This is a genomic window from Petroclostridium sp. X23 (assembly GCF_030013905.1).
Classification (GTDB): Bacteria; Bacillota; Clostridia; order SK-Y3; family SK-Y3; genus X23.
This window is the reverse complement of record NZ_CP124862.1, coordinates 1,844,872-1,861,139: the sequence shown is the minus strand read 5'-3', so window position 1 is coordinate 1,861,139 and position 16,268 is coordinate 1,844,872. Positions and strand designations below refer to the sequence as shown.

Below are 16,268 nucleotides of genomic sequence, written 5' to 3'. Positions count from 1 at the left end.
AGGCAAAAAATGTCAACTACCTCTATAAGTAGTGGGTACCCATTTAGTTTTTCAGGGAGGGGGATATCTCGCGTCTCGTTCAAACGGTGTGTTGTAATTGCTTGTGCAATTACTTCCGTTGGTATAAAAAATCAATCAAGAATTGAGAAAGGTGATATTATGGGTTATATGATTGGTGTTGACGTAGGAGGCACTTTTACCGATTTTTCTATGTTTAATACTGAAACACAAAATTTATTGCATTTTAAGCACAGTTCTACTCCTGAGGATCCATCTAAGGCGATTGTAAGCGGTATTTTGCATATTCTAACTGAACAGTGTATCAAACCGGAAGAAGTTAGCTATCTGGCACACGGGACTACTGTTGCAACCAATGCATTAATTGAAAAGAAAGGTGCTCGACTCGGCTTAATCACTACGAAGGGTTTTAAAGATTTAATGGAAATCGGATGGCAGAAGCGTCCTTCACTCTATGATCTTCTAAAGCAAAAACCGGAAAGTCTAATTCCGGCCGGACTCAAATGTGAGGTTGAAGAACGTATCTTGTATGATGGAACGGTGAGAACAGCTATCGATGAAGAGGGTGTTCGCAGTGCGGTTCGTTATTTAAAAGAACAGAAGGTACAGACCATTGCTGTATGTACGTTGTTCTCCTTTATTAATCCTGTCCATGAACAGCGTATTAAAGAAATTATTGAGGAAGAATATCCGGAAGTATATGTTTCTATTTCATCTGAACTGGTACCGGAATTCCGCGAGTACTCACGTATGAGTACCACCGTACTGAATGCGTATCTTGGGCCTGTAATGGAAAAGTACGTACACAGGTTCGAGAAGTCTATTTTGGATTCAGGTATTACGGTGCCTCCTTATGTTACTCAATCCAATGGTTCTGTTATTTCTATTGCCGAGACCATCGATTGTCCTATTAAAACCGCAGTTTCTGGACCAAGTGCGGGTGTTATAGGCGCGTGTTATATTGGAAAACAATGCAATATCGACAAGATTATTACTTTTGATATGGGAGGTACCAGCATCGATGTTAGCTTGATTGAAGATGGTAAAACACAGCTTTCAAATGAACGTTTGGTTGAGGGGTATCCCGCACGAATTCCTATGATCGACATTGTCACTGTTGGTGCCGGAGGAGGTTCCATCGCGCAGATAGATGACGGCGGTGCATTAAAAGTCGGACCTAAAAGCGCCGGGGCAACTCCGGGACCTGCTTGTTACATGCGGGGCGGGGAGATTCCTACCGTTACCGATGCAAACATTGTGCTTGGTAAGTTGAACCAGGAACGCATCCTGGGAGGAAGGATGGAAGTAAATCTTAAGCTTGCCGAGAAAGCTTTAACGGAACATATTTGCAATAAATCAACTCTCAGCATGCAACAAGCCGCAGCCGGCATTATTTCGGTTGTAAATTCAAATATGATGCGTGCGATCCGTGTTGTTTCGGTTGAACGCGGATACGATCCACGTGAGTTTACCCTGATGGCTTTTGGAGGCGCCGGTCCTTTGCATGCGTGCGAAGTTGCGCAGGAGATGAGTATTAACACCGTACTTATTCCACCGTCTCCGGGGACCCTTTGCTCTTTAGGACTTCTGATGGCGGATACAAAATTTGATATCAGCCGCTCGAACGTGTTGATTGCCGAAAAAGAGAATCTTCCGGTAGTACAGAGTATTTTTGAACAGATGATTGATGAAGGAAATATCATGTTAGATAAAGAGAAGGTTGCCGATAAAGATAGAAGTTTCTCTTGTATTATTGAGTGTCGTTATGAGCGCCAGAATTATGAGATCCCTATTGAGGTGGATGCTTCGATGACAGAAGAAGTGATGCAAGAAATGATCAACAAGTTCCACACAGAGCATAACCGCACTTATGGTTATTACAACGAAAACATGCGTATCCAGATGGTAAACTATCGCGTAAGTGCGGTAGGCAGCATCGAGAAACCGGATCTTATTGAAAAGCCGGTGAACCCTGATGCACAGCCGCCAAAACCGATTGAAGTTCGTAACGTGTTGTTTGATGTTGAGGAAGGCTACCTGCCTACCAATATATATCAAAGAAGCGATATTCAGCCGGGATGCACCATCTGCGGACCTGCAATTATAGAGCAGATGGACTCTACATCCATTATTCCGCCCAAGTGGATTGCATATACCGATGGATTTAATAATATTAGAGCAACTTATCAGGGAGGTGTAAAGTGATGAGTCGTAAAGTAGATGCAGTAACAGTTGAAATCGTTGGAAACCTTTTGCTTTCTATTGCAGAAGAAATGGGGATCGCGATCATCAAAAGCGCATACTCCACTAATATTAAAGAGCGTAGAGACATTTCCACTGCAGTATTTGACCCGGAAGGGAATATGGTTGCACAGGCAGAGCACGTTCCCATGCATCTCGGGTCCCTGCTCAGCATTATTCAAGAAGTTTATAAAAAATATTCTATTGAACAAATTAAGCCTGGTGATATGTTTATCGGTAACGATCCATATAACGGTGGAGGTACTCATCTGCCGGATATCACCATCGTTGCTCCGGTTTTTGTTGAAAACAAATTGATCGGATGGGTTGCTAACTTGGCTCACCATAGTGATGTGGGAGGAAAGGTGCCTGGATCTACCTCCGGGGATGCTGTGAGTATTTTCCAAGAAGGTATCAAAATTCCTATTTCCCGTGTCTGCCAGAACGATCAGGCAAATGAAGATGTACTTGGTTTTATTATGGCAAACAGCCGTATTCCGGGTGAACGCTATGGGGATTTGCAGGCACAGATTGCTGCAAACCGTGTTGGTATGCGCCGTTTGTTGGAAGCGTATGACCGGTATGGCGATTTGCTGGTTGACAGTATGTATGAGCTTCAGGATTATGCTGAGCGTCGTTTACGTGCAGGTATCACGAAACTGGTCGATGGTGATTATATATTTACCGACTACATGGATGATGCAGGTGTTGCCAGTCCTAATCCCATACCTATTTCGGTAAAAATCAGCATCTGCGGGGATACCATGGATTTAGATTTTGCCGGTACCAATGTACAGGTGGAAGGTCCGATTAACGTAACTTACAACGGTCTGCTTGCAACGGTTTTCTACTGCTTAAAAGCGTTAATTGATCCGGGGATTCCGTCTAACGCAGGGATCTACCGTGCATTCAACATCATTGTTGAGCCGGGCTTGATTATAAATGCGCAAAATCCTGCTCCGGTGGGTGCGCGTATTGATACTTGTATGCGTGTGGCTGATGTTATCTTCGGTGCGATGGCTCCTGCAGTACCGGAAAGAGCAATCGCCGGCTGCAACAGCTCCTGTACGACTGCTGTATTCAGCGGCAACGATCCAAAAGATAAAGACCACTTTTTTGTATACCTTGAAACAATTGCAGGTGGTGCAGGTGCAAACCGATATGCGGATGGTTTGAATGGTGTACAGGTACATTTAACCAACACCTCTAATTTACCGGTTGAAGCGCTTGAGATGGAGTTTCCGCTGGTGGTTGTACGCCAGTACTCGCTTGTAACAGATAGCGGCGGTGCAGGGAAATTTAGAGGCGGTCAAGGGATTTGCAGAGAGTTCGAAGCGCGTTTTGACAATGTTAGCTACACCGGGCTGGGTGACCGGCAGATATTCCCGCCATGGGGACTTGCAGGGGGCAAAGAAGGTACTGGTGGTGCTTATTATCTTACTCGTACAGATGGAACTATTGAAAAGCTGACTTCTAAATGTACAGGAATTATTTTAAATACCGGCGATGTTGTGAAGATACACACTCCAGGTGCGGGTGGCTATGGAGATCCTCACGAAAGAGATCCGCAAGCTGTCTTGGAAGATGTAATAGAAAACAAGGTTTCGGTAGAAAAAGCTTTAGAATTGTATGGTGTGAAGGTTGAGCCATTCGGAAGCACCTATAGGTTAGCTGAGTAATAACAAAAGATAAGAATATCCAAATAGATTATGCTATAAAAATAATATAAAGGTGCCCTTCATTTCGGATAAATCGAAATGAAGCGGATCTTTTAGAAAACTAGGAGGCACGATATGGAAATTAAACAGATTATTAGTGAAATAAAAACAAAAGTTGATGCAGCAGGTGGGTTGAATCAGGTTTATTTTGTAGGTTGCGGCGGTTCTCAAGCTGCTATATTTGGCGGTTATTATTTGCTGAACAGTGAGGCGAAAACTTTCGGTACAGCAATATACAATAGTAATGAGTTTGTTTATGCAACTCCTGCCAAGTTAAACGAGCAGAGTATATGTATTATCTGTTCGCTGAATGCAACAGCCGAAACGGTGGAAGCTGTAAGGGTTGCAAACAAAAAGGGAGCAATCACTATTGCAATGACCGGATTCCCTGACACTGAGATGGCTAAAAACGGTCAGTATGTTGTAGTATACTCCAATGGTGACAACCAGGTTTACAGCCAGGCAAACCAGGCGAAATCTCTGATGCTTGGATTTGAAATTCTCAAACAGTTTGAGAATTATGAAAAATATGATGCTGCGATGGATGCATTCACTAAGATTGATCAGATTGTTGCGAATGCAAAGAAATATATTGATCCTATCGGCAAAAAATTTGCGCAAGAATATAAGGATGAGGAACTGTTCTATGTTATGGCAAGCGGTGCTTGCTATAGTACTGCTTATACCATGAGCTGCTGCCACTTGATGGAGATGCAATGGAAACATGCGGTTATCATGCATACTGGTGAGTATTTCCATGGCCCGTTTGAAACAACTGATAAAAATTTACCTATTATCTTGTTAATGAGCGAAGGTCGCACCCGTGCACTGGATGAGCGCTGCCTGACTTTCTTAAACAGATATGCGAAAAAAGTGACTGTAATTGATGCAAAAGAGCTTGGTATCAATGTGATAGATGACAGTGTAGTAGAATTTTTCAACTCAGCTATTATGATTCCGATTGAACGTGAAGTTGTTTGCCGTATGGCAGATGCAAGAAACCATCCAATGAGTCAGCGCAGATATATGTGGAAAGTAGAATACTAGACGTTTATTATAAGCCGGATTTGAAAGTTTTTAGCAGAGCATTAGAAATTGCACAATGATTTATTTATTTGGATTGTTCCAAATTACACATAACAATAAGAGACCAGGGTTGACTCTGGTCTCTTATTGTTATGTGTAATTTGGTATATCCCAGAAATGAATTTATTAAAATACTGTTTTTATGTATGTCTCAATATATTTTGACGTAGTGAATTTTCTGGATGGTAAAACGTTTACTTAGATAGCTAGAATTAACTAGGTTTGCGTAGCTTGTACTGAGTTTAGAAGAAACAGAAAACCGGAAAAGACTATAAGCCTTTTAAATACGACGTTTTAGACAGGGTTATGATAGTGAGTTATAAATATTAATATATTCGGAAGACATTTTAACAAAAAAATATATAAAAAAATACAAATTATTAATATGAAATGCTTGACAAATAGTACTAGTTATTTTATAATTTAACCATCGACTGTTAAGTTAAATGTTGTTAGTAAAAAATATTCTTGCGCGGTTAATTTTTAAATGATTTATACACACATAAATCTGCATATAATGTAAATTTATAATTTATATATAAAATGTGTCCAGTCTAGCGCAACTAGTTTCCTTGTGTTCTAAATGATTTCATACACTTTTTTAGTTTTTAATTAAAGTTATAAAAGCAAGTATATAGATTTAATGAGGGCAATATAGGTAACGGTTTCTATAAAAAATATGATAGAACTTAAAATTCTATAAATTTATATTGATAATATCAAAACATCAAAAATTTATTACATTTATATTTTTATATATTTTTAAATAACTGTTTCAGATAGTTTGGCGAGCATAGAAAACGGTTTCTAATTATACTGAATAGAAAAAAATTTTATATGAGTAGAAAACGGTTTCTTATGCTTTGGACAAAATTACTTCAAAAAAAAGAAAGGGCAAATGATATGGTACCAAACATAAAACCAACTATAAGAATGGTTGCAGAAAAAGCAAATGTAAGTGTTACAACAGTATCCAGGGTTATTAATGGGAACTATCCTGTAAGTCCCGAGGCTAGGGCAAGTGTTGAAAAAGCAATAAATGATCTGGGGTATCGGCCTAATGTCGTTGCACAAAGTCTAAAAAGCGGGAAGACAAAGATGATAGGAGTCGTAATTGCCAATATTGCGAACAAGTTTTTTATGGAACTTGTACAAGGTGTTGAAACAGTAGTAGGAAAAGAAGGATATCATCTTATTATATGCAGTACCGATAATAATCCTCAAAAAGAATTGGAGCTTCTAAGCATGCTGAAAGAGAGGATGGTTGATGGGATCATAGCTGCTTCGTGCAATGATGATGGAAGTGTATTTAAGCAGTTGATTGATACCGGCACACCGGTGGCGTTGGTAGACAGACGCGTCCCGAATCTTAAAGCAGATTTCATCCTAGAAGATAACTATAGTGCGGTATATAAGATGGTAAAGTACCTTATTGATAATGGGCATGAGCGTATAGGTATTTTATTAGGACTTGAGCACCTGTCTATGAATCAGGAGCGTTTTGCCGGATATCGAGATGCATTGAAAGAAAACGGTATAAAGCTCAATAAAAGATATATTATCAAAGGAGAATTCAATACCAGCAAAGTGCATGCCAGCTTTTACAATATGCTCAAAAATTTATCAAAAGATGAACGTCCGACAGCACTGCTGGCATGCAGTGGTCCAATGGCTGAAGGAGTCATGCTGGCTGTTGAAGATTTGGGTCTTTCAATTCCGGAAGATATTTCATTAGTATCCTATGGTACGTTATCTTCTTCACTAATAAAACCTAAGATTACAGCAATTTCTCAAAAGAATTTTGATATGGGTGTGGAAGCAGGGAAACTTGTTTTAAAGCGATTGAAAGAGCAGAGTTTGAATAAAAAGCACAGGAAATTTACCGAGATTATTATAAATAATGAAGTGATATTCGGGAATTCGGTAAAAAACATAAAAAATCTATAGATTGAAACATTCAGTTGCAAAGAATTCATCCGATACATAACGGCCACTGAGAATCCTGTTTTTATAAGCAGGAGAAAAGTGGTGTAAGCTTATAGAAAACGGTTTCTATATTTCGAAAGAAGTTCAGTGTCTGGAAGATGCCTGTATCCAAAGAATAAAAAGCTCTCTTTGAAGCTGAAATTTCTGGTTATTAAGATATTCATTATACTTTGAATATAAATCATCACTACTTTTTAACAATGTATAAATTTTATGGAGGTGCAAAATGAAGAGGATTTTTATCAACCTTAAACGTTTTGAAGTGCCTAAGAACCTAGGAGGCATTTGTACTCGCGGTGATCCGGGAGAGTGGATTAAAGAAATTATTCAAAAAACAGTCGATTTTGAATTAGGTAAGATGAAGGAGGTAGAGATTACATACTTACTGCCTGAATCTCTTATTATGAAAGCATTTGAAACACTATCCGGCATTTCAAGTAAAGAGAGAGGCAGGATTAATATCGGGTGTCAAGGTGTTTTTAAAGATGATATCAAGGAAGGAGGAAATTTCGGAGCATTTACAACCTCCAGGCCTGCTGCATCCATGGTAAGCATAGGCTGCTCGTGGTCCATTATCGGCCATTCGGAGGAACGCCGGTGGCTTCAGGAATTGATGACCGAGTATGATCCGCACATCAATCATGACAAAGAACGCAGCATGAAGGCGAAGAAGGCTGTAAACACCATTATAAACAAAGAACTAAAAAGTGCATATTTGCGAGATCTGAATGTTCTTTTGTGTGTAGGTGAGTCTGCAGAGGAGAGAGGTGAAGGATCTCTCGAACAGCAGTATGAAAATATCAAAGCAGTGATAGGAAGCCAGCTTGAGCAATCCCTTGATGGTATTGAGAATTTATTAGGCGACAAGCAGCTGGCCATCGGTTATGAACCCATCTGGGCCATAGGTCCCGGAAAGACTCCACCCAACAGTGAGTATATCAGTTTCATCTCTTCATTTATCAAAGATTACGTCAAATCAAAATTCGCAGTTGTTCCTGATGTCGTTTATGGAGGCGGACTAAAGGAAGAAAATGTCCAATCTATTTCAAAAATTCCTGCCATTGATGGAGGACTTGTAGCCTTAACCCGGTTTACAGGAGATATTGGTTTTGAACCGGAAGGCTTAAGGAATATCGTGTTGAAGTATGAGCTATAAGGAGGTTAATCATCATGAAACTGGCTTTTGAGTATGGCGCGGGCCTGATGGAGGCAAATCTGCCGGATAGCACCGATGTCTTCATACCCAGTGAAACGGTTCCCGATCCGCCATATATTGAGAATATAGAGGAAGTTACCAGACAGTCGATATTAAATCCCATCGGTATGGATCCGATTTCCAAATCTGTAAAAAAAGGAAACAAGGTAACCATTGTGTTTCCCGATAAAGTTAAGGGAGGAATGCAACCCACGGCACATAGAAAAGTCGCTATTCCCATCATCATTGAGGAACTTCTTAAGGCAGGCGTGGAAAAGAAGGATATTAAGCTGATTTGCAGTAATGGATTGCACCGCAAGAATACAAAGGAAGAAATCAAAATGCTTCTTGGCGATAAGGTATTCAATGAATTTTGGTATACACATCAGATTACCAATCATGATAGTGAAGATTGGGATAATCTAGTAGATTTAGGCTATGATGAACTGAATAACCGCGTGATCATGAACAGAGAAGTCTATGAAAGTGATTTTGCCGTTCTTATCGGACATGCGATGGGCAATCCCTATGGCGGCTATTCCGGGGGATACAAGCACTGTACGACGGGGATTACTCACTGGAAGTCCATCATGCATCACCATGTACCTCATGTCATGCACCGGGAAGATTTCACACCTGTAAGCAAGGATAGTTTGATGCGTAAAAAATTCGACGCTATCGGGATGCACATGGAAAAATGCATGGGAAAGAAGTTTTTTACATGCGATGCCGCATTGGATACCTATGCCCGGCAAATTGGTATATTTACCGGTGATGCGGAGAAAATTCAGCCTCTATCATGGGAAGTTTGCGACAAAAGAACCAATATTCCGTGGGCTGAGAAAAAATATGACATCATGGTCTTCGGGATGCCTCAGGCTTTTCACTACGGAAACGGGATGGGCACAAACCCTATTTTAATGCTTCAAGCCATTTCTGCCCAAATCATTCGTCACAAACGGGTTATGAAAGACAATTGTGTAATCATTTGTTCATCATTGTGCAATGGATATTTTCATGAGGAGGAATTCCCGGCATACCGGGCATTATATGAGTCATTCCAGAAAGATTACCATCATACTTTGCCGGATATGGAGAAATACGGTGAATTCTTTTCCAATAATGAAGAATACATTAACAAATACCGTTTTAATTACGGATATCATCCTTACCATGCATTTTCAATGATTTCCTGCGGGCACATCGCTGAAATGAACTGTGCAGCCATTTATATCGTAGGCGCCATTGAACCGGGTTATGCAAGAGGTATGGGTTTAAAAACCAGGGCGACCTTTGAGGAGGCGCTTCAAGATGCACGAAAATATGTGGGGGATCGGCCTAACATCCTAGCGCTGCCCAAAACCTTCAAACTTGCTGCTGTGCATCTTGGTATGAAAGAAGATAAATAATGTAATGGAGAGGATCAATATGAAGATGATGAAGGCATGTGTTGTGCATGAGCCGGGCAACATTGTGTATGAAGATGTCCCTATGCCGGAATTAGGACCCGAAGAAGCACTGATAAAGATTGAATACACAGGGGTTTGCGGCAGTGACGCACATATTTATGCCGGGCGCTTTGATAACGAGTTTCCTATTATCCCGGGACATGAATATGTAGGAAAGCTTGTAGATGTGCGGTCGAATTTAAAAACAAATGCTAATATCGGAGATACCGTTGTAGGACAGATCTATTATTCCTGCAATAACTGTGAGCTTTGCAACAGCGGCAGGGATAACATCTGTTTTGATTTGAAGGTGATGGGGGTGCATGTTCCCGGATCGTTTGCGGAATACTGCAAGGTTCCGGCTAAAAAGGTGATGAAGGTATCTGATCACGTCGATACGAAGATGGCGGTACTGGCAGAACCGTTGGCAGTGGGTGTGCATAGTGTAAATACCGGTGAGGTAGGGGTAGGCGATAAGGTGTTCATCATTGGCGGCGGCGTAATAGGCATCTGTATTGCGGTAGCGGCAAAGCTTGCGGGGGCTTCAAATGTAATCCTGAGCGAAGTGAATAAAAAACGGATTGAATTTGCCAGAATGTTAGGATTTACAGTGATTGACGCAGGGGAAGAGGATGTATTGGAGCGTGTGATGGCATTAAGCAATCAGAAGGGAGCCGATGTAGTCTTTGAGGTTACCGGTACAAAAAGTGCTTATGAATTGATGACGTATGCCGTAAAACGCAGCGGAATTATTGTGCAAGTAGGAATCTCGCCTAATATGGTACCCATCCGGGTACGGGCATTTTCATTAGGAGAAATCCAAGTCAGAGGGGTGAGGATACATAATCAAAAGAACTTTGAAACTGCGGTAAAAATTATTGAAAGCGGTATTGCAGAGGATATGCTAAGCAAATTTGTTACCCATGAATTTGTATTTTCAAATATAAAAGAAGCAATGAATTTCCAAGAATCAAATCAAGAACACTTTAAAATAATCTTAAAACCATAATCATTAAAGTAAGGTGAATTAAATATGTTGACAAATCAAAAGGTGAAAGCATTGAATGTTTTCGCAAATGAGATCAGGATAGAAGCGATCCGTGCAATGGCAAGTGTAGGCATGGGGCATGTCGGGGGATCTATGTCCGTTGCAGAAGTGATTGCCGTACTCTATGGAGAAGTAATGCGTTATGACATCCAAAAACCAAATTGGATGCAAAGAGATAAGCTGATCCTTTCAAAAGGTCATTCCGGGCCGGGACTTTATGCGGCACTGGCGTTAAAAGGCTTTTTCCCGTTAGAAATGATAACTACCCTGAACGCGCCGGGAACCATGCTGCCAAGCCATTGCGACAGGAATAAAACGCCGGGTATCGACATGAGTACCGGCTCGCTCGGACAGGGGTTGTCCGTAGCAAGCGGTATCGCTTATGGAGATCGAGAAGACGGACGTGAAAGCTATACATATTGCATACTGGGTGACGGAGAATGTCAAGAAGGGCAAATCTGGGAAGCTGCGATGTTTGCGGCACATCATAGACAATCCAATTTGATAGCGTTTATTGACTATAACAGCAAGCAGTTGGATGGAAAATTGGAAGATGTGCTTAGCTTAGGGGATATTGCTAAGAAATTCGAGGCCTTTGGCTGGAAGGTGCAGGATATTGACGGACATGATGTATCAGCGATATATGAAGCGATACAAAAGGCAAAAGAAGTACAAGATGTGCCTAACATGATTATTTTGCGTACCATTAAGGGAAAAGGCTGTAGTTTTGCGGAAAAGCTTGATTTTAACCATAATATTCCGGTTCCTATGGATAAATCAAACGAAGCGATTGAGATGCTTAAGGAGCAGATTGCAGAAATTGAATCATAAAAAAGAACGACAGAGAGGTGAAAAAATGAGTATACCGTTTGGTGCCGAATATCAAAAAGAAAACGTAGAAATGAGGGCAGCATATGTAGATGCGCAAAGGGAATTGATCGCTAAAGGTTTGCCCATCATGTTGCTGACCGCAGATCTTGGTTTTGCTTGCGGCCTATTGGATGTTTTAAAAGAGGACCCTAAACATGCACTGAATATGGGCATTGCCGAACAAAACATGGCTAGTTTTGCGGCCGGGTTATCCCTTACGGGTAAGATTCCTTTTGTACATACTTTTGCATGTTTTTGTTCCCGTCGGGCACATGACCAACTGTATATTTCGGGGTCCTATGCAAAATTAAATCTGAAAATCGTGGGAACTGATCCGGGAGTGTCCGCGGCATTGAATGGAGGGACCCATTCATGTATGGATGACATATCGACATTTCGTGCGTTTCCGGAAATCACAATCGTTGAACCCACTGATTCAACAATGTTGAGGAAATTGATTCCCCAGATTGCAAATGAATACGGTGTGCATTATATACGTCTTTACAGAAAAAATGCGATAAGAATTTATGATGAAGACGCTGAATTCAAAATCGGAAAGTCAATGAAACTCAGGGAAGGAAAAGACATTACACTAATTGCTTCAGGCATGTGTGTTTATGAAGCTTTGCAAGCCGCTGAGATACTCTCGAAAGAAGGTATCGGTGCAAGGGTTTTGGATATGTTTACAATAAAACCCCTTGATAAAGACGCTGTATTGGAAGCAGCATCCAAGACTGGAGCTATCGTGACGGCAGAAAACCATACGGTAATAGGAGGCCTTGGCAGTGCCGTGAGCGAGCTTGTGAGCCAATATCACCCTGCAATTGTAGGAAAAGTGGGCATTCAAGATTTATTTGGAGAGGTAGGTGATGAAAGGTTTTTGATGGAGAGATTTGGGCTTAAAGCAGAGAGCATTGTCAAAAAAGCACAGGAAGTGCTGCAAATCAAAAAGGAGATTCATTGATCTCCGTGTGCCGGATATCACTAAAAATTTATGTATTTAAAAGGAGGTACCTGTACATGAAAAAAAAAGTAATGGCTATGGTATTAGCGATTGGATTGATCTTTTCACTTGGAGCTTGTGCAAACAATTCAGGAGAAACGACCAACAAAGAAGCAGACACCTCAAAAACAGAACAGAAAGCGGATGCAAATGCTTCTTCACCCGATTCTCAGAAGCAACCCGAACAGTTACAAAAACTCACGATTAGTCATCATCCTTCCACACATGGTTTACCTGCATATGTGGCATTAGAAAAAGGGTGGTTCAAAGAGCAGGGGTTAGATGTAGATCTAATGGTATACATTAGTGGGCCGCCGCAGATGGAGGCTTTGGCCAGTAATGCATGGGAAACAGGCGGAGCAGGCGGACCGGGAGCGGTGAACGGGGTAGTAAGTTATGATCTGTCCATACTTGGTTATGGTACTTGGGATGACCCTTCGCTTGATATTTATGTAAGAGAAGACAGTCCTATTTATAAATCAGGTAAAGGGAATATCCCCAATTATCCGGATATCTACGGGAAACCGGAAGATTGGAAAGGGAAGGAGTTTCTTCTTCCAAAGGGTACGACAGCACATCTTACTCTGCTTGCTACATTGGAAGCGATGGGGTTAAGTGAAGAGGATGTTAAGATCACACATATGGAAGTGCCGGCAGCTTACACAGCGTTTAAAGCCAATCAGGGCGATGGTGTGGTGCAGTGGATTACGTTCTCACTGAATGCGCAAAAGAACGGTTGGAAAAAAGTATCCGGCGCAGAAGCAGCTGGGGTACACATACCGACCTGCGTATTTGCAAGCAGCAAGATTTTAAAAGACCGTCCGGAGGTTGTTCAAAAATATCTTGATACATACATGGAAGCAGCCATGTGGATTAATGACAATCCGGAAGATGCAGCAGAGTATTTTCTCGAGTACTGTACCGAGAATGGTGTAAAAACAAGCTTGGAAGACTGCAAGAAGCTCTTGGAAATGCATAAGACGCCAACCGTGGCTGAAGTGGAAAAGATGCTGCAGCCTTCAAACGGAGATATGAATGAGTATAAGCAGGTCATGAGCGATATGATGGACTATTTCATTAAGATGGGCAATTACACCGAAGAGCAGAAGGAGAAGGTATTGGAATATATGGACGACACGTATATGATGAAAACGGTGGAATTCCTAAAAAATAACAAAAAATAGTTTTTGGTATGAGCATCTGCAAGGCTTTCAGATGTCTTGCGGATGCCATCATCTTAACGAAAAATATATATACTCATTTTAAAATATGGAGTGGATATGATGAAAACAAGCTTGGACATTACAAATCCGATAAGGCCTGAAGCTGTAAAATTTAAAAATGGGGTAAGCAAGGTGCTTATACTTAACATTACCGGAATTGCAGCGTTTATTTTGATATGGTACTTGTTGGTTGCTTTAAATATTGTTGATAAAAGAATGCTGATTTCACCTATCGATGTGTGTATTTCAGTCATCAATAAATTAGTCGATTCCAGACCGGATGGTGCGACGTTATTTGTGAATATCGGATCAAGTTTTTTGGTCGCAATCCTGGGTTTCTTACTTGCGATATTGATAGGAACCCCGTTGGGACTGTTGATGGGATGGTATAAACCATTTGACCGGTTTGTGCGGCCTGTATTCGAGGTCATTCGCCCTATCCCGCCAATTGCTTGGATACCGTTAACCATTTTGTTTTTAGGAATAGGCATCATGGCGAAGGCGTTTATTATCTTTTTTTCAGCATTCGTCCCAACACTGATTAATTCTTATACAGGCATTATCCTTACAAATCCTGTGCTTATAAATGTTGCGAAGACATGTGGTGCATCGAATAGAAGGATTTTTCTGAAGGTAGGGATCCCTTCAGCAATGCCGATGGTTTTTGCGGGTTTTAAGATATCTCTGGGCAGTGCTTGGTCCACCCTTGTGGCTGCTGAGATGCTCGCGGCAAATAAAGGACTTGGATATATGATTCTGATGGGAAGGCAGTTTATGCGGATAGATATTATCATTGGAGGCATGATTGTCATCGGAGTGATCGGGAATATTCTCGATATGCTGCTGACCAAAGTTGAGAATTCTGTGATTAAATGGAGGGTTCAGAAATGAACAGAAACACAAAAAAAATAGTCATGAATGTTTTGCCGGTATTATCCATTGTACTCCTGATCTTATTTTGGATTTGGGTATCAATGGATGAAAAAAGCCTCATACCGTCTCCGACAGAAGTTATACAACGGTTTATTATTCTTTTGCAGCACCCCATTAGTAAGACCTCCATTGAAAAGCACATATGGGCCAGCTTGAGCCGTGTACTTTCCGCACTTGTCTATGCTTCGGTCATAGGAATATCTTTTGGTCTTTTGATCAGTTGGAGCAAGACGTTCAGAGCACTTTTGAAACCATTATTTGAAATGATGCGTCCGGTACCTCCCATTGCATGGATTCCATTAATTACAATATGGTTTGGGATTGACGAATTATCAAAAATTATTATCGTGTTCATCGGGGCTGTGATGCCCATCGTTGTCAATACTTATACCGGTGTTACGCTGGTACCTGAGCTCAATCTTGATGCAGGACGTATTTTTGGAGCAAATAACAGGCAGCTGCTGCTTGATATCGTTTTACCGTCTTCCATCCCTGCCATCGTTGCCGGGGTAAAGACGGCCCTCGGTACAGGGTGGATGGTAGTGCTGGCCGCAGAGATGATATCCGCAAAGACAGGATTAGGATTTTTGATTATCAGGGGTTCCGACAGCGATGATATCGCTCTGACGATGGTCTCGATGATTTTCATAGGGCTGGTGGGAGCGTTGTTATCCACGCTATTAACATTGCTAGAGAGGTGGTTGTGCCCATGGAGAACAGATATAAACTGAGTGTTAAAAACATTTCCAAGACTTTTTATATGCAAAAACAAGAAGTGAGTGCTGTTGAGGACATCTCAATGGATGTGCGGGAGAATGAGTTTTTAGTGCTGCTTGGTCCGGGACAGTGCGGTAAAACCGTGTTTTTGAGTATACTTGCAGGATTGATGCAACCCACATCAGGGGAAGTGTTTTTAGATGGTAAATCTCATGCAGGAACGGATGACAGGATTTCAATGGTATTCCAAAAGATTGCGCTGATGCCCTGGAAAACAGTGATGCAAAATGTGGAGATGGGTCCGAAATTTGCGGGTATCAAGAAAGAGATCCGGCGGAAAAGAGCACAGCATTTTATTGATTTGGTAGGGTTAAAAGGGTTTGAAAACAGTTATCCCAGGCATCTTTCAGGAGGAATGAAGCAGCGTGTCGGAATAGCGAGGGCCTATACCAATAATCCGGAGATTCTCTTAATGGATGAGCCGTTCGGACAGCTTGATGCCCAGACCAGGTATGCCATGCAGGACGAGATCCTGAGGGTGTGGGAGCAAGATAAAAGAACCGTGGTGTTTGTTACAAACAATATTGAGGAAGCTGTATATTTGGGAGACCGGATTATACTGTTCAGTGAACGGCCTGCAAGAGTAAAAGATATCTATTCCTTGGAGCATCTGAAAAGGCCAAGAAACAATATGGATAAGGAATTTTTGGAGATGAGGGAATTGATCGCCAATAATACCGACTTGGCTCTTGCGTAGAACGGATATTAATAGCAAAGGAGTT

13 protein-coding genes are annotated in these 16,268 nt (G+C 41.4%); all 13 read left to right on the top strand.

Annotated elements, in window-relative coordinates; all coding sequences use genetic code 11:
- The first annotated feature begins 159 nt into the window (after positions 1-159).
- The 13 genes from QKW49_RS09085 to QKW49_RS09025 all read left to right on the top strand — a co-directional run bounded on the left by QKW49_RS09085 (position 160) and on the right by QKW49_RS09025 (position 16,243).
- Positions 160-2,223 (top strand): hydantoinase/oxoprolinase family protein, encoded by a 2,064-nt coding sequence (locus QKW49_RS09085; protein WP_282867232.1) that lies wholly within the window; start codon positions 160-162, stop codon positions 2,221-2,223.
- Positions 2,223-3,938, top strand: a complete 1,716-nt coding sequence (locus QKW49_RS09080) for a hydantoinase B/oxoprolinase family protein (protein WP_282867231.1) — start codon at positions 2,223-2,225, stop codon at positions 3,936-3,938. The genes QKW49_RS09085 and QKW49_RS09080 overlap by 1 nt, the downstream gene beginning before the upstream one ends.
- Positions 3,939-4,052: 114 nt before the next feature.
- Positions 4,053-5,024 carry an SIS domain-containing protein gene (locus QKW49_RS09075; RefSeq protein WP_282867230.1) on the top strand — a complete coding sequence of 324 codons (972 nt, stop codon included), beginning with the start codon at positions 4,053-4,055 and terminating at the stop codon, positions 5,022-5,024.
- Between the two features lie 876 nt (positions 5,025-5,900).
- Positions 5,901-7,010, top strand: a complete 1,110-nt coding sequence (locus tag QKW49_RS09070) for a LacI family DNA-binding transcriptional regulator (RefSeq protein WP_282867229.1) — start codon at positions 5,901-5,903, stop codon at positions 7,008-7,010.
- A gap of 265 nt (positions 7,011-7,275) precedes the next feature.
- A complete protein-coding gene (locus tag QKW49_RS09065) occupies positions 7,276-8,205 on the top strand; it encodes a triose-phosphate isomerase (protein ID WP_282867228.1) in 930 nt (309 codons plus the stop codon).
- 14 nt (positions 8,206-8,219) lie between these two features.
- Positions 8,220-9,653, top strand: coding sequence for a lactate racemase domain-containing protein (locus QKW49_RS09060; protein ID WP_282867227.1), 1,434 nt, complete (start codon positions 8,220-8,222; stop codon positions 9,651-9,653).
- 19 nt (positions 9,654-9,672) lie between these two features.
- Complete coding sequence (locus QKW49_RS09055; RefSeq protein WP_282867226.1) at positions 9,673-10,701, top strand: alcohol dehydrogenase catalytic domain-containing protein; 1,029 nt, start codon at positions 9,673-9,675, stop codon at positions 10,699-10,701.
- 24 nt (positions 10,702-10,725) lie between these two features.
- Positions 10,726-11,571: a transketolase gene (locus QKW49_RS09050; RefSeq protein ID WP_282867225.1), complete on the top strand. Its 846-nt coding sequence runs from the start codon at positions 10,726-10,728 to the stop codon at positions 11,569-11,571.
- Positions 11,572-11,596: 25 nt separating this feature from the next.
- Positions 11,597-12,574, top strand: a complete 978-nt coding sequence (locus QKW49_RS09045; RefSeq protein ID WP_282867224.1) for a transketolase C-terminal domain-containing protein — start codon at positions 11,597-11,599, stop codon at positions 12,572-12,574.
- 56 nt (positions 12,575-12,630) lie between these two features.
- Positions 12,631-13,797, top strand: coding sequence for an NrtA/SsuA/CpmA family ABC transporter substrate-binding protein (locus QKW49_RS09040; protein ID WP_282867223.1), 1,167 nt, complete (start codon positions 12,631-12,633; stop codon positions 13,795-13,797).
- Between the two features lie 96 nt (positions 13,798-13,893).
- On the top strand, positions 13,894-14,727 hold the full coding sequence (locus QKW49_RS09035) for an ABC transporter permease (protein ID WP_282867222.1): 834 nt from the start codon (positions 13,894-13,896) through the stop codon (positions 14,725-14,727).
- Positions 14,724-15,500 (top strand): ABC transporter permease, encoded by a 777-nt coding sequence (locus QKW49_RS09030; RefSeq protein WP_282867221.1) that lies wholly within the window; start codon positions 14,724-14,726, stop codon positions 15,498-15,500. Before QKW49_RS09035 ends, QKW49_RS09030 begins: the two co-directional genes overlap by 4 nt.
- The gene (locus QKW49_RS09025) at positions 15,479-16,243 is read left to right on the top strand and encodes an ABC transporter ATP-binding protein (protein ID WP_282867220.1); all 765 of its coding nucleotides are present in this window, start codon (positions 15,479-15,481) and stop codon (positions 16,241-16,243) included. The genes QKW49_RS09030 and QKW49_RS09025 overlap by 22 nt, the downstream gene beginning before the upstream one ends.
- Positions 16,244-16,268 lie beyond the last annotated feature (25 nt).

Excerpts from the sequence above, each read along its gene's own strand:
- QKW49_RS09085 (WP_282867232.1), top strand. The coding sequence starts at position 160 with ATGGGTTATATGATTGGTGTTGACGTAGGAGGCACTTTTACCGATTTT.
- QKW49_RS09080 (WP_282867231.1), top strand. The coding sequence starts at position 2,223 with ATGAGTCGTAAAGTAGATGCAGTAACAGTTGAAATCGTTGGAAACCTT.
- QKW49_RS09075 (WP_282867230.1), top strand. The coding sequence starts at position 4,053 with ATGGAAATTAAACAGATTATTAGTGAAATAAAAACAAAAGTTGATGCA.
- QKW49_RS09070 (WP_282867229.1), top strand. The coding sequence starts at position 5,901 with ATGAGTAGAAAACGGTTTCTTATGCTTTGGACAAAATTACTTCAAAAA.
- QKW49_RS09065 (WP_282867228.1), top strand. The coding sequence starts at position 7,276 with ATGAAGAGGATTTTTATCAACCTTAAACGTTTTGAAGTGCCTAAGAAC.
- QKW49_RS09060 (WP_282867227.1), top strand. The coding sequence starts at position 8,220 with ATGAAACTGGCTTTTGAGTATGGCGCGGGCCTGATGGAGGCAAATCTG.
- QKW49_RS09055 (WP_282867226.1), top strand. The coding sequence starts at position 9,673 with ATGAAGATGATGAAGGCATGTGTTGTGCATGAGCCGGGCAACATTGTG.
- QKW49_RS09050 (WP_282867225.1), top strand. The coding sequence starts at position 10,726 with ATGTTGACAAATCAAAAGGTGAAAGCATTGAATGTTTTCGCAAATGAG.
- QKW49_RS09045 (WP_282867224.1), top strand. The coding sequence starts at position 11,597 with ATGAGTATACCGTTTGGTGCCGAATATCAAAAAGAAAACGTAGAAATG.
- QKW49_RS09040 (WP_282867223.1), top strand. The coding sequence starts at position 12,631 with ATGAAAAAAAAAGTAATGGCTATGGTATTAGCGATTGGATTGATCTTT.
- QKW49_RS09035 (WP_282867222.1), top strand. The coding sequence starts at position 13,894 with ATGATGAAAACAAGCTTGGACATTACAAATCCGATAAGGCCTGAAGCT.
- QKW49_RS09030 (WP_282867221.1), top strand. The coding sequence starts at position 14,724 with ATGAACAGAAACACAAAAAAAATAGTCATGAATGTTTTGCCGGTATTA.
- QKW49_RS09025 (WP_282867220.1), top strand. The coding sequence starts at position 15,479 with ATGGAGAACAGATATAAACTGAGTGTTAAAAACATTTCCAAGACTTTT.